Origin of the sequence: Halopseudomonas phragmitis, assembly GCF_002056295.1 — a bacterium.
GTDB lineage: Bacteria > Pseudomonadota > Gammaproteobacteria > Pseudomonadales > Pseudomonadaceae > Halopseudomonas > Halopseudomonas phragmitis.
Window position 1 is genome coordinate 2,236,525 of sequence record NZ_CP020100.1, and the last position, 21,447, is coordinate 2,257,971.

Here is a 21,447-nt window from a genome sequence, read left to right on the forward strand (position 1 = left end):
CGTCCAAAGCCTGCTAGGCTTGGAAGCGTTGGCTATCGTTGATTCGCAAGGGTCGACCAGCGCTGGTTTGTCCTGTCATGGAAGTATGGCTATGTCAGAGCTCAACAGAAAATCTCCGGAAAGTCTTCAGGACCGGCTGGACCAGGTGGTGCAGTTGCTCAATCGCCATCGTCTGGTGGAGAACCTCGTGCACAAGCAGGAGGGTCAGCATCAGGAGTTGGTTGAGCATCTGGTGCATCAGCAGAACCTGGCTGAGTTGCAGCGCAAGCTTGACGAGTTGCACCCGGCTGACGTTGCCTTCATTTTAGAATCGCTGCCGCTGGAAGAGCGTCTGGCGATCTGGCAGTTGGTACGTTCCGAGCGTGATGGCGACATCCTGCTTGAGGTCTCCGACGCGGTCAGGGAAACCCTGATCGCCGACATGGACAGCCACGAGATCATCGCGGCTGCCAATTCCCTTGATGCTGATGAACTGGCTGATCTGGCTCCGGATCTGCCGCGCGATGTGGTTCGTGAGCTGATGGATACGCTGGATGCCCAGCAACGTGAGCGACTCAAGTCGGCCTTGTCCTATGACGAGGATCAGGTTGGGGCGTTGATGGACTTCGATATGGTGACCATTCGCGATGATGTCACCCTTGAGGTCGTGATTCGCTATCTGCGACGTTTCGATGAGTTGCCTGACCATACCGACAAGCTGTTCGTGGTTGATACCGAAGGCGCTCTCAAGGGCGTATTGCCGATCAAGAAGCTGTTGGTTGGTTCCCCCGATGCTCTGGTGGGGGAAGTCATGGCCGAGGATCCGGTGGTGTTCGATCCGGAGGATGATGCCGGGGAGGCTGCCCAGGCGTTCGAGCGTTATGATTTGGTGACGGCGCCGGTGGTGGATGCCAAGGGCAAGCTGTGCGGGCGTCTGACTATCGATGAGATGGTCGACTATATCCGTGAGGAGAGTGAAGCTGAAGTGCTGAATGCGGCGGGTCTGCGCGAAGAGGAGGATATCTTCGCCTCGGTCTGGAAGTCGGTGCGCAACCGTTGGGCCTGGCTGGCAATCAACCTTTGTACTGCGCTGGTCGCTTCGCGGGTGATTGGCTTGTTTGAGGGCTCGATTGAGAAGTTGGTGGCGCTGGCAGCCTTGATGCCAATCGTTGCCGGGGTTGGTGGCAACTCGGGTAATCAGACCATCACCATGATCGTGCGCGGGATTGCCACCGGCCAGGTTCAGGTCGCTCACGGTAAGCGGCTGTTGCGCAAAGAGGTCGGTGTGGCGCTGTTCAATGGCTTGTTCTGGGGAATGGTACTGGCTGGAGTGGCCTATCTGCTCTATGGCAATCTGCCGTTGTCGGTCGTACTGCTCTCGGCAATGACGCTGAACATGTTGCTGGCTGCTGTTATGGGGGTATTCATACCCTTGATCCGGCTACGCCTGGGGCGTGATCCGGCGCTGGGCTCAAGTGTTATGATCACCGCAATTACTGACAGTGGCGGCTTTTTTATCTTCCTGGGGCTCGCAACTATCTTCCTGCTCTGAAATAGGCTGACCGAGTGGTCAGTGATGTCGCCTGGATTGCTAAAAATGTCACATCAGGATACATTAGCCCGGTTTTTGCTATAGGCGGGATCAATCTGGGAGGGTTGCGGCTGATCAGTCGCCGATTTGTTCCGCTGATATCTTAAAGGCATGCCGATTGGCGTGCCTTATTATTGCAGGAGATACAATGACTTCGTCCGACTTGCTGCTTGAAGGTGTGGAACTGATGCTCATCGGCATGGGCTCGGTGTTCACTTTCTTGGTGATCCTGGTGATCGCGACAACCCTCATGTCCAGAATTCTGGGACGCTTTTTCCCTGAAGCGGCCCCTGCACCGGCTGCCGCCGCTGCCCGGCCTGCCGCTCCGGCTGCGGTCGATGCCGAGACCATCGCCGTCATCGGTGCCGCGATCAAGCAGCACCGCGCCAAGCGCCGCTCCTGACACCCATTTTTCTTTAATCACGGTTTCCCATTACAAACAAAGGCCATAACCCTATGACCGATACCAAGAAGCCCCTGGGCATTACCGATGTAATCTTGCGCGACGCCCATCAATCGATCCTTGCGACCCGGATGCGATTGGAAGACATGCTGCCGATTGCCGGCAAACTCGACCAGGTTGGTTTCTGGTCGGTTGAGTCCTGGGGCGGAGCGACCTTCGATGCCTGTATCCGTTATCTGGGAGAGGATCCTTGGGAGCGTATCCGTGAGCTGAAGAAGGCCATGCCCAATACCCGTCAACAAATGCTGTTGCGCGGTCAGAATCTGTTGGGTTATCGGCACTATGCCGACGACGTGGTGGAAAAGTTCGTTGAGCGTGCCGCCGTCAATGGCGTAGATGTGTTTCGGGTATTCGACGCGATGAACGATCCGCGCAATCTTGAAACCGCCCTCAAGGCTGTGAAGAAGCAGGGCAAGCACGCTCAAGGCACGATCTCCTATACCACCAGCCCAGTACATACCATCGACATGTGGGTCGACCTGTCCAAGCAAATCGAGGACATGGGGGCGGACTCGATTGCGATCAAGGATATGGCTGGGATTCTCACTCCATACACGGCCTTTGAGCTGGTCTCGCGCCTGAAAGCGACTCTGGATATTCCGGTTCACATGCAGTGCCATGCCACTGCCGGTCTGTCGACTGCTGCAATCCTCAAGGCTGTTGAGGCCGGCATCGACAATGTCGACACTGCCATCTCCTCAATGTCCATGACCTATGGCCACTCGCCGACCGAGTCGGTAGTAGCGATCTTCAAGGATACTGATCGCGACACCGGTCTGAATCTGGATCTGCTGGAAGAAATCGCCGCCTACTTCCGTGAGGTGCGCAAGAAGTACGCCAAGTTCGAGGGTAACCTCAAGGGTGTGGACTCGCGGATTCTGGTTGCCCAGGTTCCGGGTGGCATGCTGACCAACATGGAAAGCCAGCTCAAGGAGCAGGGCGCTAGTGACAAGTTCGATGCCGTGCTGGCCGAAATTCCACGCGTGCGCGAAGACTTGGGCTTTATCCCGCTGGTAACTCCTACCTCACAGATCGTTGGTACCCAGGCGGTGATCAATGTCCTGACCGGTGAGCGCTACAAGTCGATCACCAAGGAAACTGCCGGTGTTCTGAAAGGCGAGTACGGCGCTGCGCCGGCCCCGTTCAATGCCGAGTTGCAGGCCCGTGTACTGGATGGCGCTGAAGCCATTACCTGCCGCCCGGCTGATGTGCTCGAGCCGGAAATGGACAAGCTCAGCGCCGAGCTCCAGACAATTGCTCAGGAGAAAGGGATCAAGCTGGCCGCCGATGCAATCGACGACGTGCTGACCTATGCGCTGTTCCCGCAGATCGGTTTGAAATTCCTGGAAAATCGTGGCAATTCCGATGCCTTCGAGCCGGTGCCGACAGGTAAGGAAGTCAGTGCCGCGGCCAAGCCGGGCGAGCCGGAAGTCTATACCGTGACCGTTAATGGCAAGGAGTTCGTGGTTCAGGTTGCCGATGGTGGTGATATCACTGGTATCAAGCCTGTCTCTGCCGATGGTGCCGCTCCGGCTGCTGCGCCTGCTGCGTTGCCGGCTGGTGGCGGTGACCCGCAGGCTGCTCCGTTGGCTGGCAATATCTTCAAGGTGCTGGTCAATCCGGGCGATCAGGTCCAGGAGGGTGATCTGGTGATGATCCTTGAGGCCATGAAGATGGAAACCGAAGTGCGAGCCTTCAAGGCCGGCACTGTTGGCAGTGTCAACGTCAAGGTCGGCGACGCGGTAGCGGTCGGCGATACCTTGCTGACCATCGGTTAAGGGGGAAGGTTCATGGAGAAGCTTCTCCAGTTGTGGCAAACCACTGGTTTGGCCCATATCGCACCTGGCCAACTGGTGATGATCGTCATTTGTCTGGGCTTGATCTACCTGGCCATTCGCAAGGGCTTCGAGCCCTTGCTGCTGGTGCCGATTGGCTTTGGCGGGATTCTCGCCAACCTGCCGATCGCCGGCATGGGTGATCCGGGTGGGTTGTTGTACATGTTCTACAGTGCCGGGGTACCAACCACAGTATTCCCGCTGCTGATCTTCATGGGCGTGGGGGCGATGACCGATTTTGGTCCCATGCTTGCCAATCCGCGTACTCTGTTGCTTGGTGCGGCGGCCCAGTTTGGTATTTTCGGTACCTTGCTTGGGGCTCTGGCGCTTACGGCCTGGGGTATTCCTGGTTTTGAGTTCAGTATCCAGGAAGCCGCGTCGATTGCCATCATTGGTGGTGCCGATGGTCCGACTTCGATCTTCGTGACCTCGCAGTTGGCTCCGCACCTGCTGGGACCGATTGCTGTGGCGGCCTATGCCTATATGGCGCTGGTGCCGATGCTGCAGCCGCCGATCATGCGTGCTCTGACCTCGCAGAAAGAGCGGGCCATCACCATGACTCAGCTGAGGGTCGTCAGCAAGACCGAGAAGATCATTTTCCCGCTGTTGCTGCTGATGCTGGTGGCGATGCTGTTGCCTTCAGCGGCTCCTCTGGTTGGCATGCTGTGCTTCGGTAACCTGATGCGCGAGTGTGGTGTGGTCGAGCGTCTGGCCGATACCGCCCGCAATGCGTTGATCAACATCGTTACCATCGCCTTGGGTCTGGCGGTAGGTTCGCAGCTCAAGTCCGAGTCGTTCCTGCAGTTGACCACCATGGGTATCCTTGTACTGGGTATGGTGGCCTTCTGTGTTGGTACCGCGGCTGGTGTTCTGATGGCCAAGTTGATGAACCTGGTCAGTAAGCAGCCGATCAATCCGCTGATCGGTTCGGCTGGGGTTTCGGCGGTGCCGATGGCCGCACGGGTCTCGAACAAGGTCGGTCTTGAGGCCAATCCGCAGAACTTCCTGCTGATGCATGCCATGGGGCCGAACGTTGCCGGGGTGATTGGTTCGGCAGTGGCGGCGGGTATCCTGCTCAGCTTTGCCGGCTAATAAGCTGGCTCCAGCCAACAAAAAAACCCGCGAAAGCGGGTTTTTTTGTGCCCGGTCTAAGCCGGGTACGGGGTGCCTGCGAGTGAGCTGATCAGGCTCAGGCAGATTCGCTGGCCAGCAGGGCGAGCAGGGCGTTTTGCTGGCGCCGGCTCATTTCCCGGAAGCGCAAAAGCAGTTCGCGTTCGGGGTGGCTCAGGTTGTCCAGTTGTTGGTCATTGAGAACATGGCGGCTCGGATGCTCGGGCAGGCTGGGCAGATCCAGCAGGCTGTGTTCCAGCCGGGCGATGATTTCCGAGTTCATGCTGCGGTGATGTTGTTTGGCGACGTCTGCAATACGGTCGCGCATACCTTGCGGCAGGCGAACGACAAACTTGTCGGCGGTACGGCTAGTGTAGTTTTGGGTTGCAGTTTTCATAGGGCAACAATAATCGCTTTTGAAGATTAATCGATACTGGCCAATTGGAATCCGCGAGGCTTCCTGCCATCCAGAACACCTGCCAATCAGGCATCAGCGCCATAGATGAATTTTGACAGCAATTTCTACTTCAGTGCCTGCCTTTATACTCTTTTTTTGAACCAGATGGCACATTGGCGACAAAATAATGTCTATCTTTGTGACAAAATTCCGACGGATGGCATTTTGGAACTATCCGGCGGTCTGGCCTGTCTAGAGTGGTCAAGCGGCTTGGCTTTCGGGTAAGATGCCGCCACCATTTCAGCGACGGCCCCGTTGGCCAGTCACTCTTTGAGTGGTAATTCCACCAGTGGTTCCCTGTGCGCTTGTAGCTCAGCTGGATAGAGCAACCGCCTCCTAAGCGGTAGGTCGCCGGTTCGAATCCGGCCTTGCGCACCATTTCCCTGTTATCGTTGCCTACACTGGCTCTATACGTCGGTTATGTTGTTTCCATGGAGGATCGATGCCCAGAACCTTGACTGCGTTTTCCTCGTTGTATTTCGCCACGCTGTTGATGCTGCTTGGCAGCGGTTTGCTCAGTACTTATCTTGGGTTGCGACTGGCCCAGGACGGAGTGAGCGAGCTGTGGATCGGTGTGATGATGACCGGCTATTACCTGGGACTGGTGCTGGGTGCGTCGGTAGGGCACCGGTTGATCGCTCAGGTTGGTCATATCCGCGCCTTCGTGGCTAGTGCTGGGGTGGTTACAGCATCGGTGTTGGGGCACGCTCTGACCGGTAGTGTCGAGATCTGGCTGGGGCTGCGCATTCTGGTCGGCATGGCGATGATGTGTCAGTACATGGTGCTTGAAAGTTGGCTCAATGAGCAGTCCGAGTCCCATCAGCGTGGCATGGTATTCGCCAGTTATATGGTAGTGACCTATCTGGGGCTGGTCTTGGGGCAGGTGGTGCTGACGGTCATGCCGGAGCTGGATATCAAGCATCTGCTGTTGGTCGCGATGTGCTTCTCCCTGTGTCTGGTACCAGTCGCGGTTACCAAGCGCCTGCATCCTGCACCGTTGCACCCGGCACCACTCAAGGTCCGGTTATTTGTGCAGCGGATTCCGCAGGCCTTGACCACTGTCGCGGTTGCCGGCTTGCTGCTGGGCGCGTTCTATGGACTTGCTCCGGTGTTTGCCAGCGGTGTTGGTTTGAGCACCTCGGAAATCGGGGTATTCATGGCCGTGGCCATTGGTGCTGGTTTGTGCGCGCAGTGGCCGGCAGGCTGGTTGTCGGACCGTTTTGAACGCAGTCGGACCATTCAGTTGAATGCCATTGTGCTGACCGGAGTGGTGTTGATCATCGCTCTGACGGCGGCTCCCGATTTTGCCTTGCTGGTGCTGACTGCGATGTTTGGGGTGCTAGCCTTCACTCTTTATCCTTTGGCGGTAGCGTTGGCCAACGACCATGTTGAGCAGGAGGAGCGGGTGCCGCTCTCGGCAATGTTGCTGGTGACCTTCGGTCTGGGTGCCAGTTTGGGGCCTTTGCTGGGTTCGCTGGTGATGAAGCAATGGGGCATTGAGATGCTCTATGTGTTTATGGCCTGCTGCAGCATGATTCTGGTGGTCAAGGTCAGACCGGGTACGGTAACGGGTGATCATCTGGTCGAAGAGGCGCCAGTTCATTTTATGCCGGCTGCCGGTAACGTAGTGAGTTCACCGCTGGCGGCTGCTTTGGATCCGCGGGTTGATGAGCAGATGGTGGTCGAGCAGATGCTGGACGATGGTGATGCGCTGGCTGCAATGAGCGAGCGGGACGAAGATCAGGCCGATCATCGCCCCGGCTAGACAGGGTCAGAACAGATCATTCTTCTCAAAACGGCGGGCCTCGCGCTGGAGTTGGTTGACGAAGCGGTCGATCTGGCGCTGGATATTGGGACTGGCCTGCTTGAACTTGATTCCTACCTGGGTTTCATCCTGGTTGGCGTCGTAGTGGCAATGACGGATTTCCACGCTTACCGGCATGCGCCCGCTATCGGGTAGTTCCAAGTAACTGAGGTCGAACACTTCGCCTGGTTGCAGGCGTTCGTGCCAGGCACCGGCAAGGCGGATTTTGCAGCCGGTGGCGGATATGTCGATCAGTTGGCCGTTGGCTTCATAGCTGCGCTGACTGTGGACCAGTCCGAGTTTGGTATTGAGCCCGCGGGCTACAGCTGCCCTGAACGCGCCACGTTTCTGGTGATAGGTCAATTCAAGCGGCAGGCTGGTTTCAAACGCCGGAGCGTCATCGAGCATGACCTGGCGGGCGCTCGGACAGTACCAACGAATATGCACGCCGTCACGCCAGGCGTCCACCTGAAAGGCTTCCTGCTGGCTCATGTAGCGATTGCCTTCCTGGGGGATCAACTCATCGATCCATAGACGATCACTGTCCAATTGGACGATAAAGCTCTGAAACGCCTGGTGGCGATCATCGAAGCTGATTTTCAGCGGTTCACGGTGTTGCTGCAAACCTTTGAGCAGGGCCAGGATTTCGATGCTCGAACGAATCTCGCGGGGCGGCTGTGGGCCAGCTTCTTCTTCAAACAGGTTTGACACTTAGGTATCTCGGCTCGAACGACAATCGGTCAACTATAGCAGGCTGATGGCCTTGTGACAGCCATCTCAGGCCTTGCTCAATGGCCTGCCTTGACTGCCATGAATTTGACCCAGGCGATCATACAAATTGCTACTGGGTTCGCCTTGGTTGCGCAGCATGTCGAGCAGGCGCACCGTGACGTGCTGGTTGTGATGAACCAGTCGGGCGTTGCGCTCATTGGCTTCACGGCATTGTTGCAAAGCCTGAAGCAGTTCCCGGTATTGAGTGTGCAAGGCTTCGCCGTGAGTGTCATGGATATGACGCTCAAGTTCGCCGGTGGCGGCCAGGCCCTGGCTCTGGCAGTAGCTGGTGAGCGCGCTGTCCAGTTGGCTCAGTGCTTCTATCGCGGGGGCTTTGGCGGCTACCAGAGTGTCAAGCTGCTGTAGGTCGCGGGCGCTGAGAGCGGCCAGTTCCTGGTCCAGAAGCTCAATGAATTGACGCCCGTGCTCAAGGGTACGCTCAATGATGGCGTTAAGGTCTTGCATGCGGTGGCTCCTTGGCGCTAGCCGCCACTCGCACAGGGGGAGTGGCGGGGATCAGTTTTCCAGGTTCAGCAGCTTGTCGGCAATACGGGTGCTGTCGACGCTGTAGTTGCCCTGGGCGATAGCCTGGCGAATCTGGGCGACGCGTTCACTGTCAACTTCCGGCAAATCGCGCAGGCGTTCTTCAATAGCCTGCAATTGTTGTGCCTGGCTGCTGAGCTTGACTGCGGTATCTGCCGCCGGCGGGCTGGCCGGAGCCTTATTGGCCTGGTCTTTGCTGGCGCTTTCGAGCCCAGCATCGCGCTTACCCGCTGCGGCGCCACTCTGGGCGCTACGGCTGCTGCCGTTGGCATTGTTGGAAGCGTTGAAGTCAATAACCATTCTGTTGTCCTCAGGACCTAATATTTTCTATCAACACCTGTAACGGCCGATGTTGGAAAAACTTTAGGAAAAAAACCTGTGACAGGGCGCACAAAATGCCGCAGGTTGCTGATGCCGCAGTATAACCCAGTCGGTTGCTCCTTCACATCGCCACCTGCACCTGCCCGGGGCCCAGAATGCGGGCGGTGACCACTCTGCCCGATCGGGTGTTGCGGACCCGGATCTGACTGCCGGTGATGCCGCCTTCCAGGGCTTCGCCGGGCATACGCACAGCTATCTGGGCGTTGGCGGCGCTGATCACTACCTTGTCGCCACGCCGGACCACTTCATCGAGTTCAAGCTGGCTGGCACTGATGGCGCTATCGGCGCTGATCGGGCGGCGTACCCGCATGCCGACCACCTGGCTCGGGTCGGTCAGGTAGGTGTCTCCCAACTGGCCGATGTCCCGTTCCAGCAAGGCGATATCCTGGTTGCCGATCACGTTATGGCGCCCCAGCGGTCGGACAGCCACTACTACGTTCTGATACAGGCTGACCTGGGCAGGAACAAATAGTCGCCAGCGATTTTCACCTTCGCAACTGACGCGCACCGTGACCCGACCGACCGGCACTGCCGGACTTTCCAGGCTGACGCTGAGGTCTTGGTCGGCACACTGCGGCAGACGCAGGCGCGGGTCCAGTCGGCTGACCTGGATTTGATAGCGGGCCTCGCGGGCACTGCGGGCCAGGTGCATTTCTATTTCATCCTCAAGAAATGCAGTAGTCGCGCCGATAAGCTGATCAATCAGCGGATTGGCCGAGCTGGCGGCGGAAAAAAATACCGTCAAAGCCATGCACTGTTTGAGAAAACGCATACAATACACCTGGATGGCAAAGGTTGCTGCCCGTCAAGTTGTTGGCATTGCGTTGAATCCAGCAAGAAGCGTGCCGTTCTGCTTACCGTGACCCATAATGTCTATAAGGAGTTGCTCATGGCTGGCGTGATGGATTCGGTCAATCAGCGTACTCAGTTGGTTGGCCAGAATCGCCTGGAGCTCTTGCTGTTCCGGTTGGCGGGCAACCAGCTTTACGGCATCAATGTGTTCAAGGTCAAAGAGGTGCTGCAATGCCCCAAGCTGACCTTGATGCCCAAACTCAACCCGGTGGTTCGTGGTGTTGCGCATATCCGTGGCGGTACGCTACCGATTCTCGACCTGAACAAGGCAACTGGCGGTCCAGGGCTGAGCAACCTGGACAATACCTTTGTGATCATTACCGAATACAACACCAAGGTTCAGGGTTTTCTGGTGCGCTCGGTCGAGCGGATTGTCAACATGAACTGGTCAGAGATTCATCCGCCGCCACGCGGGACAGGACGTGAGCACTACCTGACGGCGGTGACTCGGGTTGATGACCAGATGGTCGAGATCATCGACGTCGAGAAGGTGCTGGCAGAGGTCGTGCCGGTCAACGAGCACTTGTCTCAGGGCCTGGTTGACGAGCAGACACAGGCCGAAGCGGTGTCGCGCAAGGTCCTGATCGTTGATGATTCGTCAGTAGCGCGCAAGCAAGTCAAGCGTTGCCTGGAAGAGGTCGGGGTTGAGGTGGTTGCGCTCAACGACGGCAGGCAGGCTCTGGACTGGCTCAAGGCGTTGGCCGATAGTGGCGAGGATGTTTCCAGCCATCTGTTGATGATGGTTTCGGATATCGAAATGCCGGAAATGGACGGTTATACCCTGACTGCCGAGATTCGCAATGATTCTCGTCTCAATGGCTTGCATGTGATGCTGCATACTTCCTTGTCAGGGGTGTTCAATCAGGCCATGGTGAAGAAGGTTGGCGCGGATGATTTCCTGGCTAAATTCAAGCCGGATGAACTGGCTGGCCGGGTGGTCGCCAGGCTGCATGCCCTGAGGGGAGAGGCGGGTGCCTGAGAGTGGATTTGAATTGATTATGGGGCAAGCTGCGTGACGTCATCCAGTCAGGATTTTCAGGTGTTCCGGGAGTTTCTGGAAAAGGCCTGCGGCATTGTGTTGGGGGACAACAAGCAGTACCTGGTGGCCAGCCGGCTCAATCGGTTGATGGATCAGGAAGGCATCAAGAGTCTCGGTGAATTGGTCAAGCGGATTCAGTTCCAGCCGCGTGGCGGCTTGCGTGAGGCGGTCATTGATGCCATGACCACCAATGAAACCTTGTGGTTTCGCGATGTCTATCCCTTCGATGTGCTCAAAAACCGATTGATTCCTGAGTTCATTCGGGATAATCCCGGTCAGCGCCTGCGGATCTGGTCGGCGGCCTGTTCTTCGGGGCAGGAGCCGTATTCGCTGAGCATGGCGATCGATGAGTTCGAGCGCGCCAATCTGGGCCAGTTGCGCGGTGGTGCCCAGATCGTCGCGACCGATCTGTCGGGCGGTATTCTCAATGCGGCAAAGGGTGCCGAATACGACAGTCTGTCGGTTGCCCGGGGGTTGTCCCAGGATCGCCTCAATCGTTTTTTCGATCCTGTCGGGCCGGGGCGCTGGGTGGTCAAGCCGGCTATTCGCAATCGGGTCGAGTTTCGGGCGATGAACTTGCTCGACAGTTACGCCATGCTCGGCAAGTTCGATATCGTCTTCTGCCGCAATGTTCTGATCTACTTTTCGGCGGAAGTGAAGAAAGACATCCTGCGACGCATGCATGCCACGCTCAAACCGGGCGGGTACCTGATGCTGGGGGCTTCCGAAGCTCTCAACGGTTTGCCTGAGCTGTACCAGATGGTGCAGTGCAGTCCGGGGATTGTTTACAAGGTCAAGTAGGGTTCTCTGATTCTGCTGATTCTGATTGCCGCCCGCCCTGGGCGGCAATTTGCCTTTTGCCTTTTGCCGCTTTTTGCCATTGCCAGCTTTGCCGCTTGCCGGTCAAGTCTTGCCGCACGGCGTTCTTTATATCTTCTATCCCATTGAAAATAAAGGGATTGGCGTTTTGGCACGGGCTTTGCTTTTGAACTCCTGAAAGTTATCGGTCGGCTAGCAGCCGGAGTGGGAGTGTCACTATGAGCCTGAATTTTGAGCGTGCCCTGGGGCTGCATGAGCAAGCGCTGAAGTTTCGCGCCGAGCGTTCAGCAGTGTTGGCCAACAATATTGCCAACGCCGAAACCCCGAACTATAAGGCCCGCGATCTGGAATTCGCCAGTGTGCTGGAGGCTCAGCAACAGGGGGGTGCCCAACGCTTTCAGGCTAACCAGACACATGCTCGGCATATTGCCGCTGAAAGCCTGATTGATCAGGCGGCGGGGCTGCGTTACCGCGTGCCGCTGCAGCCAGCCGTCGATGGCAATACTGTGGATACCCAGGTCGAGCAGGCCAAGTTTGCCGAGAATGCCATTCAGTTTCAGGCCAGCTTTACCTTCCTCGACAGCAAGTTCAAAGGGCTGATGACCGCCCTGCGTGGAGAATAACCATGTCCCTGACCCAGATTTTCAATATTGCCGGTTCCGGCATGAGCGCTCAGTCGCTGCGGCTCAATACTGTCGCCAGCAACATAGCCAACGCTGAAACCGTATCCAGCAGTATCGATCAGACCTATCGGGCCCGGCATCCGGTGTTCGCCACCGTATTCAGCAGCCAGCAAAACCTCGGGCCGTCGTTGTTCGCGCCTGAAAGTGAGCCGGGGCAGGGTGTGCAGGTGCTGGGCATCGTCGAATCGGATGCCGAGTTGCAGGCTCGCTACGAGCCAGATCACCCAATGGCCAACGAGGACGGGTATGTGTACTACCCGAATGTCAATGTGGTCGAGGAAATGGCCAACATGATGGCTTCATCAAGGGCCTACCAGACCAACGTGGAAATCATGAATACCACCAAGACCATGCTGCAGCGCGTGCTGACGCTTGGGCAGTGATAAGGAAGCCTTGAATCATGTACACCAATAATGTCGGTGCCGGCGCCCTGGACAACTACCAGATCGACAATGAGCGCTTCAACAAGGGGGGCGAGCTGGGTAAGGACGAGTTCCTGAAACTGCTGGTGGTTCAGCTCAATAATCAGGACCCGCTGTCGCCGCAGGAAAACGGTGAGTTCATCGCCCAGTTGGCACAGTTCAGTACAGTGGAAGGTATCGGCAATCTGAACGACAGCATGGAAGCGATCATGAGCGGTTTCCAGTCGTCCCAGGCGCTGCAGGCATCCTCTCTGGTCGGGCGCACGGTGATCGTGCCGACCGACAAGGCAATTGTCGATACCGCTGAAGGGATCAAGGGCGACGTGGTTTTGCCGCAGTCCAGCAGCAACGTATTTGTGGGCATCTATGACGAGGCTGGCACTATGGTGCAGCGGATCAACCTGGGCAGTCAGCAGTCTGGTTTGGTGGCGTTCGAGTGGGACGGCACCGATAGTGGCGGCAATATTTTGCCGCCCGGCAAATATAGCTTCAAGGCTGAAGCTGGCATCGAGGGTGAAAACCAGCAACTGATTACTCTGCTGCCGGCCAATGTCGACAGCGTATCGCTACCGGGCACGCCGGGTGGCGACCTGATTCTCAATGTGGCGGGCCTTGGCAGTATCGGCCTGTCGCAAGTTCAGATCATTGGCAAGTAACGTCGTCTGTGACGCATTGATACAAGGAACCAGATCATGTCCTTCAATATCGGTTTGAGTGGTATCCGGGCGGCGTCGGCCGACCTGAATGTTACCGGTAATAACATCGCCAATGCCGGTACCATTGGCTTCAAACAGTCACGTGCCGAGTTTGCCGATGTCTATGCCGCCTCGGTGCTGGGCACCGGACGCAATCCGCAGGGCAGTGGCGTGCTGCTGAGCAACGTGGCCCAGCAGTTTACCCAGGGCAATGTCAACTTCACCCAGAACACCCTGGATCTGGCGATCAACGGCAATGGCTTTTTCGTCACCAGCAACAATGGGGCGATCAGCTATACCCGTGCCGGTTATTTCGGGACTGACCGTGAAGGCAACATCATCAACAACTTCGGTGAGCGCTTGCAGGGGTATGGGGTCAATCCGGTCACCGGGCAGATCAATCAAGGTGTGCGGACTGATCTGCGGATCGATACCCGGGCCGCCGAGCCGAATGCCACCACCGAGATTCGCTCGACCCTCAATCTGAATTCGACCAATGTGCGCCCGGCTCTGTGGCAGGAAGCCTATGACCAGGCCTATGCTGCCTCGATTGCTGGTGCTGCTGATCCGGACAATCCGACCGCCGGCGAGATCGCGGCTGCCGAGGCTGCTGGTCTGGCTGCCGCCGAGGTTTCCTTCGATCCGACTGACTCAACGTCCTACAACAGTTCGACATCAGTGGATGTTTACGACAGCTTGGGCAACTCGCATGTGCTGACCAAGTACTTCGTCAAAACCGATGCCAATACCTGGGAGATGATCGTGCTGGTCGATGGTCGCGACCCGCAAACCGGGGTGCTGGCTTCGGATCCGGCCTATGCGCCTTCGGCTGGCGCGCGTTTTGATGTCAACTTCAACAATGCCGGGCAAATGACCACTGCCCAGCCGTTCAACCTGTCCGGCTGGGTGCCACTGGACGCTAACGGTCAACCCACCGGCGCCACCTCGCCGGTCGCTCAGTTGGCGATCAATCTGACCGGTTCGACCCAGTATGCATCGACTTTTGGGGTTAACTCGGTAGTGCAGGACGGTTTTACCACCGGTGAACTGGCGGGCCTGGAAATTGACGATACCGGGGTGATTTTCGCCCGTTACACCAACGGTCAGACCCGGGTTCAGGGGCAGCTCATTCTTGCCACCTTTGCCAACCAGCAGGGCCTGACGCCGTTGGGCAAGACCGCCTGGGCGCAGTCGTTCACCTCTGGTGAACCGGTGATCGGTACGCCGGGGTCGAGCACGCTTGGGGTGGTGCAGTCAGGGGCGCTGGAAGCCTCCAACGTGGAGCTATCCGATCAACTGGTCAACCTGATCGTGGCCCAACGCAACTATCAGGCTAACGCCAAGACCATTCAAACCGAGGATGCGGTGACGCAGACCATCATCAACCTGCGCTGATTCTCGCTTGCTGGAACGGCAATAGCGGCAATGGTCTTTGCCGCTATTGCCGTTTTTATTTTCTGCTCGTTTATATCTTTTTGATTTTGCTGAACAAATACCGTCCCGATAGGTCTGGCACGATGTCTGCATTACTCCTGGTGAATAAGGTTAAAGCGGCAATTCTTTGTCGAACCGGGAGTTCCCATGGACAAATCGTTGTACATCTCCATGACCGGCGCCAGTCAGAACATGCTGGCGCAACGGGCGCACGCCAATAATCTGGCGAACATCAATACCACCGGTTTTCGCGGTGATTTCGAGCAGGCTCGGTCGATGCCGGTGTTCGGTGAAAGCTATCCGACCCGGGCCTACGCGATGACCGAACGCCCGGGCACCAACTTTTCCCAGGGCAGCTTGCTGGAAACCGGTCGTGACCTGGATATCGCCGTGGAAGGTGAGGGGTGGATCGCGGTTCAGGCTCCGGACGGCACTGAGGCCTACACCCGGGCCGGCAGTCTGGGCGTCGATGTGTTCGGCATTCTGCGTACCAGCAATGGTTTGCCGGTGATGGGCAATGCCGGGCCGATCGCCATTCCTCCGGCCGACAAAATCGAAATCGGCGTAGACGGCACCATCACCATTCGTGCCCAGGGTGAGGCGCCCAATGTGCTGGCCGAGATTGACCGGATCAAACTGGTCAATCCCGATCCCGCTTCGTTGCGCAAGGGCCCAGACGGTTTGATGAGGGTCGAGGGTGAGCTGGAGCAGCCGGCTGACGGTGCGATTCGGGTAGCTACCGGTTTTCTGGAAGGCAGCAACGTCAATGCGGTGTCGGAAATGACCTCAATGCTGGCGCTGGCCAGGCAGTTCGAGCTGCACGTCAAGATGATGCGTACCGCCGAAGAAAACAGCCGGGCCAGCGAGCGCCTGTTGCAGATCAGCTAAAGTTATCGGAGAAACAACATGCACGCAGCACTCTGGGTAAGCAAGACCGGTCTGTCCGCTCAGGACACCATGCTCACCACCATTTCCAACAACCTGGCCAACGTCGCAACCACTGGTTTCAAGCGTGACCGGCCCGAGTTCGAGGACCTGCTGTATCAGGTCAAACGCCAGCCTGGCGGCCAAAGCACCCAGGACACCCAACTGCCATCTGGCCTGCAGGTCGGGACCGGGGTGCGGGTGGTTGGCACGCAGAAAATCTTCACCCAGGGCTCGTTGCAGACTACCGAGCAACCGCTGGACATGGCCATCAACGGCCGCGGGTTTTTCCAGATACTGATGCCTGACGGCAACATCGGTTACACCCGTGACGGTAGCTTCCACCTGGATGCCGAAGGCCAGATCGTCACTTCCAGTGGCTTTGCGTTGGAGCCAGGCATTGCCCTGCCCGATGACGTGCAGACCCTGACCGTCGGTGAAGACGGCACAGTCAGCATCACCGTATTCGGCGACCCGGGCATTCAGCAGATTGGTCTGATCCAGACCGCCGACTTCATCAACCCGGCCGGCATGCAGGCGATTGGTAACAACCTGTTCCTGGAGACCGCTGCCAGCGGCGCGCCACAGGTTGGCAACCCCGGTCAGAACGGCCTGGGTACTGTGCTGCAGAACACCCTGGAAAATTCCAACGTCAGCGTCGTCGAGGAACTGGTCAACATGATCACCACTCAGCGCGCCTACGAAATGAACTCCAAGGTGATTTCCACCGCCGACCAGATGCTGCAATACGTCAGTCAGACCCTCTGACGGGAGTGATGTGAAATGAACGCCCTGAGAACCACTGTGTTGATGCTGGCCAGCCTGAGTCTGGTGGCTTGCGTGCAAACTCCGCCGCGCCCGGACGATCCGGCCTATGCGCCGGTACTGCCGCGCACGCCGATGCCGCAGGAGCTGAACAATGGTGCGATTTATCAGCCAGGGTTTGAAATGAGCCTGTATGACGACCGCAAGGCGCATCGGGTGGGCGACATCATTACCATTACCCTGCAGGAGCGCACTGCCGCTCGCAAAAGCGCCGACAACGAGATCAGCAAGAGTAGCTCGACTCAGATCAGCACCCCGACCCTGTTTGGCAATGGCGTACGCATGGGTGGCCTGAACATGGGGGTTGACATGGGGGGGGAGCGCAGCTTTAACGGTGACGCTTCGGCCAATCAGAGCAACAGCCTGACAGGTTCGATCACTGTGACTGTGGCCGAAGTGTTGCCCAATGGCATTCTGCGGGTGCGCGGTGAGAAATGGATCACCCTAAACAATGGCGATGAGCTGATCCGCATTGCCGGGCTGGTACGCAGCGACGATATCGGTCAGGACAACACTGTACCCTCGACCCGGGTGGCCGATGCCCGTATCACCTATTCGGGCACCGGTGCCTTTGCCAATGCCAGCCAGCCCGGTTGGCTCAGTCAGTTCTTCATGAGCCCGCTGTGGCCTTTCTAGGAGCATCGATCATGCGTAGCCTGCTGCTTTCCCTGTGCCTGATTCTGCTCAGCCCGCTGGTACATGCCGAGCGTTTGAAGGATATCGCCAGTATTGCCGGGGTGCGGACCAACCAGTTGATCGGTTATGGCCTGGTGGTTGGTCTTGATGGTTCTGGTGACCAGACCAGCCAGACCCCGTTCACGGTGCAGACCTTCAACAACATGTTGACCCAATTCGGCATCACAGTGCCGCCGGGGACCCGGATTCAGATGAAGAACGTTGCCGCAGTGGCGATTCACGCCGACCTGCCGCCGTTCGCCCGCCCGGGGCAGACCATCGACATCACCGTGTCCTCGATCGGCAATGCCAAGAGTCTGCGTGGCGGCAGCCTGCTGATGACCCCGCTCAAGGGGATCGATGGTCAGGTCTATGCCATTGCCCAGGGCAATCTGGTGGTCGGCGGCTTCGGTGCCGAGGGCGCCGATGGCTCGCGGATCACCGTCAATGTACCGAGCGTTGGCCGGATTCCCGGCGGCGCTACGGTTGAACGGGCGGTGGCCAGTCCGTTTGCCTCCAGCGATCACCTGGTGTTCAACCTCAATCGTCCGGACTTCACCACCGCCAAGCGGGTGGTTGATCAGATCAACAACACCTTTGGCCCTGATGTGGCCCAGGCGCTGGACGCCGGGGCTATCAAGGTCCGGGCGCCGCTGGATCCGAATCACCGGGTCGACTACCTGTCGATGGTCGAGAACCTGCGCATTGAACAGGGCAACGCCGCCGCCAAGGTCATCATCAATTCGCGCACCGGCACTATCGTCATCGGTCAGGATGTCCGGGTTCAGCCGGCGGCGGTGACCCATGGCGGGTTGACCGTGACCATCAGTGAAAACCTGCAGGTCAGCCAGCCGGGTGCACCCTTCGGTGGCGGTCAGACCGTGGTGACGCCCAGCTCACAGATTGATATTGCCGAAGGTGATGGCCGGATGTTCGTCTTCAACCCCGGGGTTTCTCTTGATGAGATCGTCCGTGCGGTCAACCAGGTAGGTGCGGCTCCCGGTGACCTGATGGCGATTCTCGAAGCCCTGCGTCAGGCCGGTGCGCTGAATGCCGACCTGGTGGTGATCTGAGCGGAGCAGCGAGCATGAACCTTACAAGCCAGCAGAGCCTCAACTACACCGACCTCAATGCCATGAGCCAGCTCAAGCATGGTAGCCAGGCCAACAGCCCGGGCAACCTGCGGCGGGTGGCTGAGCAGTTCGAGTCGCTGTTTCTGAACATGATGGTCAAGAGTATGCGCGATGCCAACGAAGTGTTCGCCGAGGGCAATCCGCTCAACACCAATCAGACCCGCTTCTATCAGGATATGTACGACAACCAGATGAGTGTGCATTTGGCCGAGAAGCAGGGCGTTGGGCTGGCCGACATGATGGTGCGGCAAATGTCACCCAAGGGCCAGTCTGGTGGTTCGCAAGCGGCTGAGGCTGCACCGGCAGCAGACCAGTCGGCCCTGCTGGCGCGTCGGCGGCTGGCGATGATCAGCCGTAATCCGGCGGTAATGGGAGAGGGCGCCGCTCCGGTTAACAATGAGCGCCCGGTTAGCCAGGCCGAGAGCGTGACCAACTGGCAGCCGCTCAGGGCTATGCAGGGTGTCAGTCGCACTGCGCCAGCGCAGAGTTCAGTCAGTGACGCTGCGATTGCCGGGCGGCGCAGCTTTGCCAATCCGGCCGAGTTCGTTGCCACCATGCTGCCGATGGCCGAACGTGCCGCTGAACGCCTTGGCATCGACCCACACTACCTGGTAGCCCAGGCAGCTCTGGAGACCGGCTGGGGCCGCTCATTTGCCGGCGGTAACAGCCATAACCTGTTTGGTATCAAGGCTCATGGCGGCTGGCAGGGAGATTCGGCCTCGGCCATGACCCATGAGTTCCGTGACGGCGCGCTGAATCGTGAACGGGCCAACTTCCGTGCCTATGCCTCGTTCGAGCAGAGCTTTGACGACTACGTTGAATTCCTGCACCGCAATGGCCGTTATCAGCAGGCCTTGCAGACTACCGACAACCCTGATGCCTTTTTCCGTGAGCTGCAGCGCGCCGGTTATGCCACCGACCCGCAGTACGCCAGCAAGGTATCGCGCATTGCCCGCCAGTTGCTCAGCCAGCAGACTACAGCCGGCAATGACAACCGTCAGCTGAGCTGAACAGGGAGTAAAGCATGGCAGACCTGTTATCGATTGGCCTGAGTGGCCTGTCCATCGCCCGAACCAATCTGGCGGTCACCGGACATAACATCACCAACGTCGACACCCCCGGCTTTTCCCGCCAGGGCGCGATCCAGTCCACCCGTCCGGCCCAGTTCACCGGTGGCGGCTATATCGGCTCCGGGGCGACCATCGTCGATGTGCGGCGGATATACAACTCGTTCTATACCAACCAGTTGCAGGTCAGCAGCGCGATCAGCAGCGACGTCAAGGCTTACAAGAGTCAGATCGATCAGCTCGATGCGTTGCTCGGTGGGACCACCACCGGTATTGGCCCGGGTATCCAGAAGCTGTTTGCCGCGCTACAGACCGCTGCCGAAGATCCGGCCAATATTCCGGCCCGGCAATTGGTTATTTCCGAATCCCAGGGGCTGGCCAGCCGTTTCAACAGCCTGTATGCGCAACTGGAAACCCAGAACAACTTCATCAACAAGCAGATGGGGTTGGTTTCCGATCAGGTCAACCGGCTGTCGGCGAGTATTGCCGGTTATAACAATGCGATTGCGGTAGCTGCGTCCAGTGGTCAGCAGCCTAATGATCTGATCGATGCCCGCGACGAGGCGATCCGTCAACTGAGCACCTATATCGGGGTGACCGCGGTTCCTCAGGATGACAACACTATCAACTTGTTCATTGGTTCCGGTCAGCCACTGGTGGTTGGTAATAGCGCGTCGCGGCTGGAAGTGGTGCCGGGTTTGCGTGATCCGTCACGCTCTGAGGTGCAACTGGTCAATGCCGGGTCGCGGCAAGGGGTAACCGACCTGATTACCGGTGGGGAAATGGGTGGTTTGCTGCGTTATCGTAGTGAAGTGCTGGATGATGCCTTCAATACCATCGGTCGGCTGGCGCTGTCGATTTCCGAACAGATCAATAACCAGCTGGGCCAGGGCCTGGATCTGCTGGGCAATGCTGGTGGCAACCTGTTCACCAATATCAACAGCCCCGAGTATGTTGCTCTGCGCAGCCTGGCCCGGGCCGGCAACAGTGATGACAGCGCACTGCTTGGGGTGAATATCACCGATACCAGCAAGCTGACCACCTCCGACTACGCTCTGGAGTTCACCAGTGCCGACACCTTCACCTTACGCCGGCTGTCGGACAATACTCAGGTCGGGGTATTCAACATCAACGATGTGCCACCACCGGAAGTCGATGGGTTCAGCATCTCTGCATTGAACGGCAGCTTTGCCGCCGGGGACCGTTTTGTCCTGACGCCGACCCGAAATGCCGCCGCCACCATCGGCACGGTGATGACCCAGCCTGAGCAACTGGCACTAGCTCTGCCAGTCACGGCCGAGGCAGCGCTGAACAATCGGGGTAACGGTACCATCAGTCAGCCTGAGATCATTGATGGTCCGCAGCCGCTGGACACTGCCGCGTTGCAGGCCATGCTGCCATTCAGCTTCACGGTCAATAACAATGAGTTGACGGCCAGTAGCGGCAGCTTCGTGCCCTCGCCACTGACCATTACCCCAGGGCAGCCGAATCAGGTCGAGTGGACCGATGGTACTCACACGCTGCGTTTCACTGTGGCCGGTAACCCCCAGGATGGCGATAGCTTCAGCGTTAACTACAACGCTGATCCGGCAACCGGTACACCAGGTGTATCGGACAACCGCAATGCGCTGAAACTGCTGGAGTTGCAAAACAAGGCGGTGATTGGCTTGCAGGGCGGTGCCAGCGGGATCTCCTTCGTCGACTCCTATGGCGATATGGTGCAGCGGGTCGGAACCCTGACCGCTCAGGCGCGCATGGATGAACAGGCCAGTGGCGCAGTGCTGGCCCAGGCCCAGAACAACCGTGATTCGGTTGCCGGGGTCAACCTGGATGAAGAGGCGGCCAACCTGATCAAGTTCGAGCAGTACTACAATGCCTCGGCGCAGATCATTCAGGTTGCTCGCTCCTTGTTCGATACATTGATCAGTTCCTTCCGTTAACGGTG

The 21,447-nt window shown here is 58.1% G+C and carries 22 protein-coding genes and 1 tRNA gene; 18 read left to right on the forward strand and 5 right to left on the reverse strand.

Annotated elements, in window-relative coordinates; translation table 11 throughout:
- Nucleotides 1–91 precede the first annotated feature (91 nt).
- From mgtE to BVH74_RS10360, 4 genes are all read left to right on the forward strand, one after another.
- A complete protein-coding gene (gene mgtE / locus BVH74_RS10345; RefSeq protein ID WP_080049988.1) occupies nucleotides 92–1,531 on the forward strand; it encodes a magnesium transporter in 1,440 nt (479 codons plus the stop codon).
- A 187-nt stretch (nucleotides 1,532–1,718) separates the two neighbouring features.
- On the forward strand, nucleotides 1,719–1,973 hold the full coding sequence (locus BVH74_RS10350) for an OadG family protein (protein ID WP_080049989.1): 255 nt from the start codon (nucleotides 1,719–1,721) through the stop codon (nucleotides 1,971–1,973).
- 53 nt (nucleotides 1,974–2,026) lie between these two features.
- Entirely contained in the window at nucleotides 2,027–3,811 is a 1,785-nt protein-coding gene (oadA, locus tag BVH74_RS10355) for a sodium-extruding oxaloacetate decarboxylase subunit alpha (protein ID WP_080049990.1), read from the forward strand.
- A 12-nt stretch (nucleotides 3,812–3,823) separates the two neighbouring features.
- Nucleotides 3,824–4,960 carry a sodium ion-translocating decarboxylase subunit beta gene (locus BVH74_RS10360; protein WP_080049991.1) on the forward strand — a complete coding sequence of 379 codons (1,137 nt, stop codon included), beginning with the start codon at nucleotides 3,824–3,826 and terminating at the stop codon, nucleotides 4,958–4,960.
- A 97-nt stretch (nucleotides 4,961–5,057) separates the two neighbouring features.
- On the opposite strand, the gene BVH74_RS10365 is transcribed toward BVH74_RS10360, so the two are convergent.
- On the reverse strand, nucleotides 5,058–5,375 hold the full coding sequence (locus BVH74_RS10365) for an Arc family DNA-binding protein (RefSeq protein WP_080049992.1): 318 nt from the start codon (nucleotides 5,373–5,375) through the stop codon (nucleotides 5,058–5,060).
- 361 nt (nucleotides 5,376–5,736) lie between these two features.
- Between BVH74_RS10365 and BVH74_RS10370 the strand changes: the two genes are divergently transcribed.
- Nucleotides 5,737–5,813: transfer RNA gene (locus tag BVH74_RS10370), tRNA-Arg, on the forward strand.
- Nucleotides 5,814–5,877: 64 nt separating this feature from the next.
- A complete protein-coding gene (locus BVH74_RS10375; RefSeq protein WP_080049993.1) occupies nucleotides 5,878–7,200 on the forward strand; it encodes an MFS transporter in 1,323 nt (440 codons plus the stop codon).
- A 6-nt stretch (nucleotides 7,201–7,206) separates the two neighbouring features.
- Here the strand turns inward: BVH74_RS10375 and BVH74_RS10380 are convergent, their stop codons facing one another.
- The 4 genes from BVH74_RS10380 to flgA all read right to left on the reverse strand — a co-directional run bounded on the left by BVH74_RS10380 (nucleotide 7,207) and on the right by flgA (nucleotide 9,706).
- Nucleotides 7,207–7,950, reverse strand: a complete 744-nt coding sequence (locus BVH74_RS10380; RefSeq protein WP_080049994.1) for a flagellar brake protein — start codon at nucleotides 7,948–7,950, stop codon at nucleotides 7,207–7,209.
- Between the two features lie 66 nt (nucleotides 7,951–8,016).
- Nucleotides 8,017–8,475: a flagella synthesis protein FlgN gene (locus BVH74_RS10385; RefSeq protein WP_080049995.1), complete on the reverse strand. Its 459-nt coding sequence runs from the start codon at nucleotides 8,473–8,475 to the stop codon at nucleotides 8,017–8,019.
- Nucleotides 8,476–8,526: 51 nt separating this feature from the next.
- On the reverse strand, nucleotides 8,527–8,853 hold the full coding sequence (gene flgM / locus BVH74_RS10390) for a flagellar biosynthesis anti-sigma factor FlgM (protein ID WP_080049996.1): 327 nt from the start codon (nucleotides 8,851–8,853) through the stop codon (nucleotides 8,527–8,529).
- Nucleotides 8,854–8,995: 142 nt separating this feature from the next.
- On the reverse strand, nucleotides 8,996–9,706 hold the full coding sequence (flgA, locus tag BVH74_RS10395) for a flagellar basal body P-ring formation chaperone FlgA (protein WP_080049997.1): 711 nt from the start codon (nucleotides 9,704–9,706) through the stop codon (nucleotides 8,996–8,998).
- Nucleotides 9,707–9,823: 117 nt separating this feature from the next.
- On the opposite strand from flgA, the gene BVH74_RS10400 reads away from it, so the two are divergent.
- The 12 genes from BVH74_RS10400 to flgK all read left to right on the forward strand — a co-directional run bounded on the left by BVH74_RS10400 (nucleotide 9,824) and on the right by flgK (nucleotide 21,442).
- Nucleotides 9,824–10,765, forward strand: a complete 942-nt coding sequence (locus BVH74_RS10400) for a chemotaxis protein CheV (protein ID WP_080049998.1) — start codon at nucleotides 9,824–9,826, stop codon at nucleotides 10,763–10,765.
- A gap of 33 nt (nucleotides 10,766–10,798) precedes the next feature.
- Nucleotides 10,799–11,626, forward strand: coding sequence for a CheR family methyltransferase (locus BVH74_RS10405; protein ID WP_080049999.1), 828 nt, complete (start codon nucleotides 10,799–10,801; stop codon nucleotides 11,624–11,626).
- Nucleotides 11,627–11,862: 236 nt separating this feature from the next.
- Nucleotides 11,863–12,267, forward strand: coding sequence for a flagellar basal body rod protein FlgB (gene flgB / locus BVH74_RS10410; protein ID WP_080050000.1), 405 nt, complete (start codon nucleotides 11,863–11,865; stop codon nucleotides 12,265–12,267).
- A gap of 2 nt (nucleotides 12,268–12,269) precedes the next feature.
- Nucleotides 12,270–12,710, forward strand: coding sequence for a flagellar basal body rod protein FlgC (flgC, locus tag BVH74_RS10415; protein ID WP_080050001.1), 441 nt, complete (start codon nucleotides 12,270–12,272; stop codon nucleotides 12,708–12,710).
- Nucleotides 12,711–12,727: 17 nt separating this feature from the next.
- Nucleotides 12,728–13,405 carry a flagellar hook assembly protein FlgD gene (gene flgD / locus BVH74_RS10420; RefSeq protein ID WP_080050002.1) on the forward strand — a complete coding sequence of 226 codons (678 nt, stop codon included), beginning with the start codon at nucleotides 12,728–12,730 and terminating at the stop codon, nucleotides 13,403–13,405.
- Between the two features lie 36 nt (nucleotides 13,406–13,441).
- The gene (locus BVH74_RS10425) at nucleotides 13,442–14,839 is read left to right on the forward strand and encodes a flagellar hook protein FlgE (RefSeq protein WP_080050003.1); all 1,398 of its coding nucleotides are present in this window, start codon (nucleotides 13,442–13,444) and stop codon (nucleotides 14,837–14,839) included.
- 186 nt (nucleotides 14,840–15,025) lie between these two features.
- Entirely contained in the window at nucleotides 15,026–15,766 is a 741-nt protein-coding gene (gene flgF / locus BVH74_RS10430; RefSeq protein WP_080050004.1) for a flagellar basal-body rod protein FlgF, read from the forward strand.
- An 18-nt stretch (nucleotides 15,767–15,784) separates the two neighbouring features.
- A complete protein-coding gene (flgG, locus tag BVH74_RS10435; protein ID WP_080050005.1) occupies nucleotides 15,785–16,570 on the forward strand; it encodes a flagellar basal-body rod protein FlgG in 786 nt (261 codons plus the stop codon).
- Nucleotides 16,571–16,585: 15 nt separating this feature from the next.
- Nucleotides 16,586–17,263 (forward strand): flagellar basal body L-ring protein FlgH, encoded by a 678-nt coding sequence (flgH, locus tag BVH74_RS10440; protein WP_080050006.1) that lies wholly within the window; start codon nucleotides 16,586–16,588, stop codon nucleotides 17,261–17,263.
- An 11-nt stretch (nucleotides 17,264–17,274) separates the two neighbouring features.
- Nucleotides 17,275–18,375 (forward strand): flagellar basal body P-ring protein FlgI, encoded by a 1,101-nt coding sequence (locus tag BVH74_RS10445; protein ID WP_080050007.1) that lies wholly within the window; start codon nucleotides 17,275–17,277, stop codon nucleotides 18,373–18,375.
- A gap of 14 nt (nucleotides 18,376–18,389) precedes the next feature.
- On the forward strand, nucleotides 18,390–19,445 hold the full coding sequence (gene flgJ, locus BVH74_RS10450) for a flagellar assembly peptidoglycan hydrolase FlgJ (RefSeq protein WP_080050008.1): 1,056 nt from the start codon (nucleotides 18,390–18,392) through the stop codon (nucleotides 19,443–19,445).
- 14 nt (nucleotides 19,446–19,459) lie between these two features.
- On the forward strand, nucleotides 19,460–21,442 hold the full coding sequence (gene flgK / locus BVH74_RS10455) for a flagellar hook-associated protein FlgK (protein ID WP_080050009.1): 1,983 nt from the start codon (nucleotides 19,460–19,462) through the stop codon (nucleotides 21,440–21,442).
- The last annotated feature ends 5 nt before the right edge of the window (nucleotides 21,443–21,447 follow it).

Coding starts and splice junctions, on each gene's coding strand:
- flgK (WP_080050009.1), top strand. CDS start 19,460: ATGGCAGACCTGTTATCGATTGGCCTGAGTGGCCTGTCCATCGCCCGA.
- mgtE (WP_080049988.1), top strand. CDS start 92: ATGTCAGAGCTCAACAGAAAATCTCCGGAAAGTCTTCAGGACCGGCTG.
- flgH (WP_080050006.1), top strand. CDS start 16,586: ATGAACGCCCTGAGAACCACTGTGTTGATGCTGGCCAGCCTGAGTCTG.
- BVH74_RS10445 (WP_080050007.1), top strand. CDS start 17,275: ATGCGTAGCCTGCTGCTTTCCCTGTGCCTGATTCTGCTCAGCCCGCTG.
- BVH74_RS10425 (WP_080050003.1), top strand. CDS start 13,442: ATGTCCTTCAATATCGGTTTGAGTGGTATCCGGGCGGCGTCGGCCGAC.
- flgA (WP_080049997.1), bottom strand. CDS start 9,706: ATGCGTTTTCTCAAACAGTGCATGGCTTTGACGGTATTTTTTTCCGCC.
- flgC (WP_080050001.1), top strand. CDS start 12,270: ATGTCCCTGACCCAGATTTTCAATATTGCCGGTTCCGGCATGAGCGCT.
- BVH74_RS10365 (WP_080049992.1), bottom strand. CDS start 5,375: ATGAAAACTGCAACCCAAAACTACACTAGCCGTACCGCCGACAAGTTT.
- oadA (WP_080049990.1), top strand. CDS start 2,027: ATGACCGATACCAAGAAGCCCCTGGGCATTACCGATGTAATCTTGCGC.
- flgB (WP_080050000.1), top strand. CDS start 11,863: ATGAGCCTGAATTTTGAGCGTGCCCTGGGGCTGCATGAGCAAGCGCTG.
- flgJ (WP_080050008.1), top strand. CDS start 18,390: ATGAACCTTACAAGCCAGCAGAGCCTCAACTACACCGACCTCAATGCC.
- flgM (WP_080049996.1), bottom strand. CDS start 8,853: ATGGTTATTGACTTCAACGCTTCCAACAATGCCAACGGCAGCAGCCGT.
- flgG (WP_080050005.1), top strand. CDS start 15,785: ATGCACGCAGCACTCTGGGTAAGCAAGACCGGTCTGTCCGCTCAGGAC.
- flgF (WP_080050004.1), top strand. CDS start 15,026: ATGGACAAATCGTTGTACATCTCCATGACCGGCGCCAGTCAGAACATG.
- BVH74_RS10375 (WP_080049993.1), top strand. CDS start 5,878: ATGCCCAGAACCTTGACTGCGTTTTCCTCGTTGTATTTCGCCACGCTG.
- BVH74_RS10400 (WP_080049998.1), top strand. CDS start 9,824: ATGGCTGGCGTGATGGATTCGGTCAATCAGCGTACTCAGTTGGTTGGC.
- BVH74_RS10360 (WP_080049991.1), top strand. CDS start 3,824: ATGGAGAAGCTTCTCCAGTTGTGGCAAACCACTGGTTTGGCCCATATC.
- BVH74_RS10385 (WP_080049995.1), bottom strand. CDS start 8,475: ATGCAAGACCTTAACGCCATCATTGAGCGTACCCTTGAGCACGGGCGT.
- flgD (WP_080050002.1), top strand. CDS start 12,728: ATGTACACCAATAATGTCGGTGCCGGCGCCCTGGACAACTACCAGATC.
- BVH74_RS10350 (WP_080049989.1), top strand. CDS start 1,719: ATGACTTCGTCCGACTTGCTGCTTGAAGGTGTGGAACTGATGCTCATC.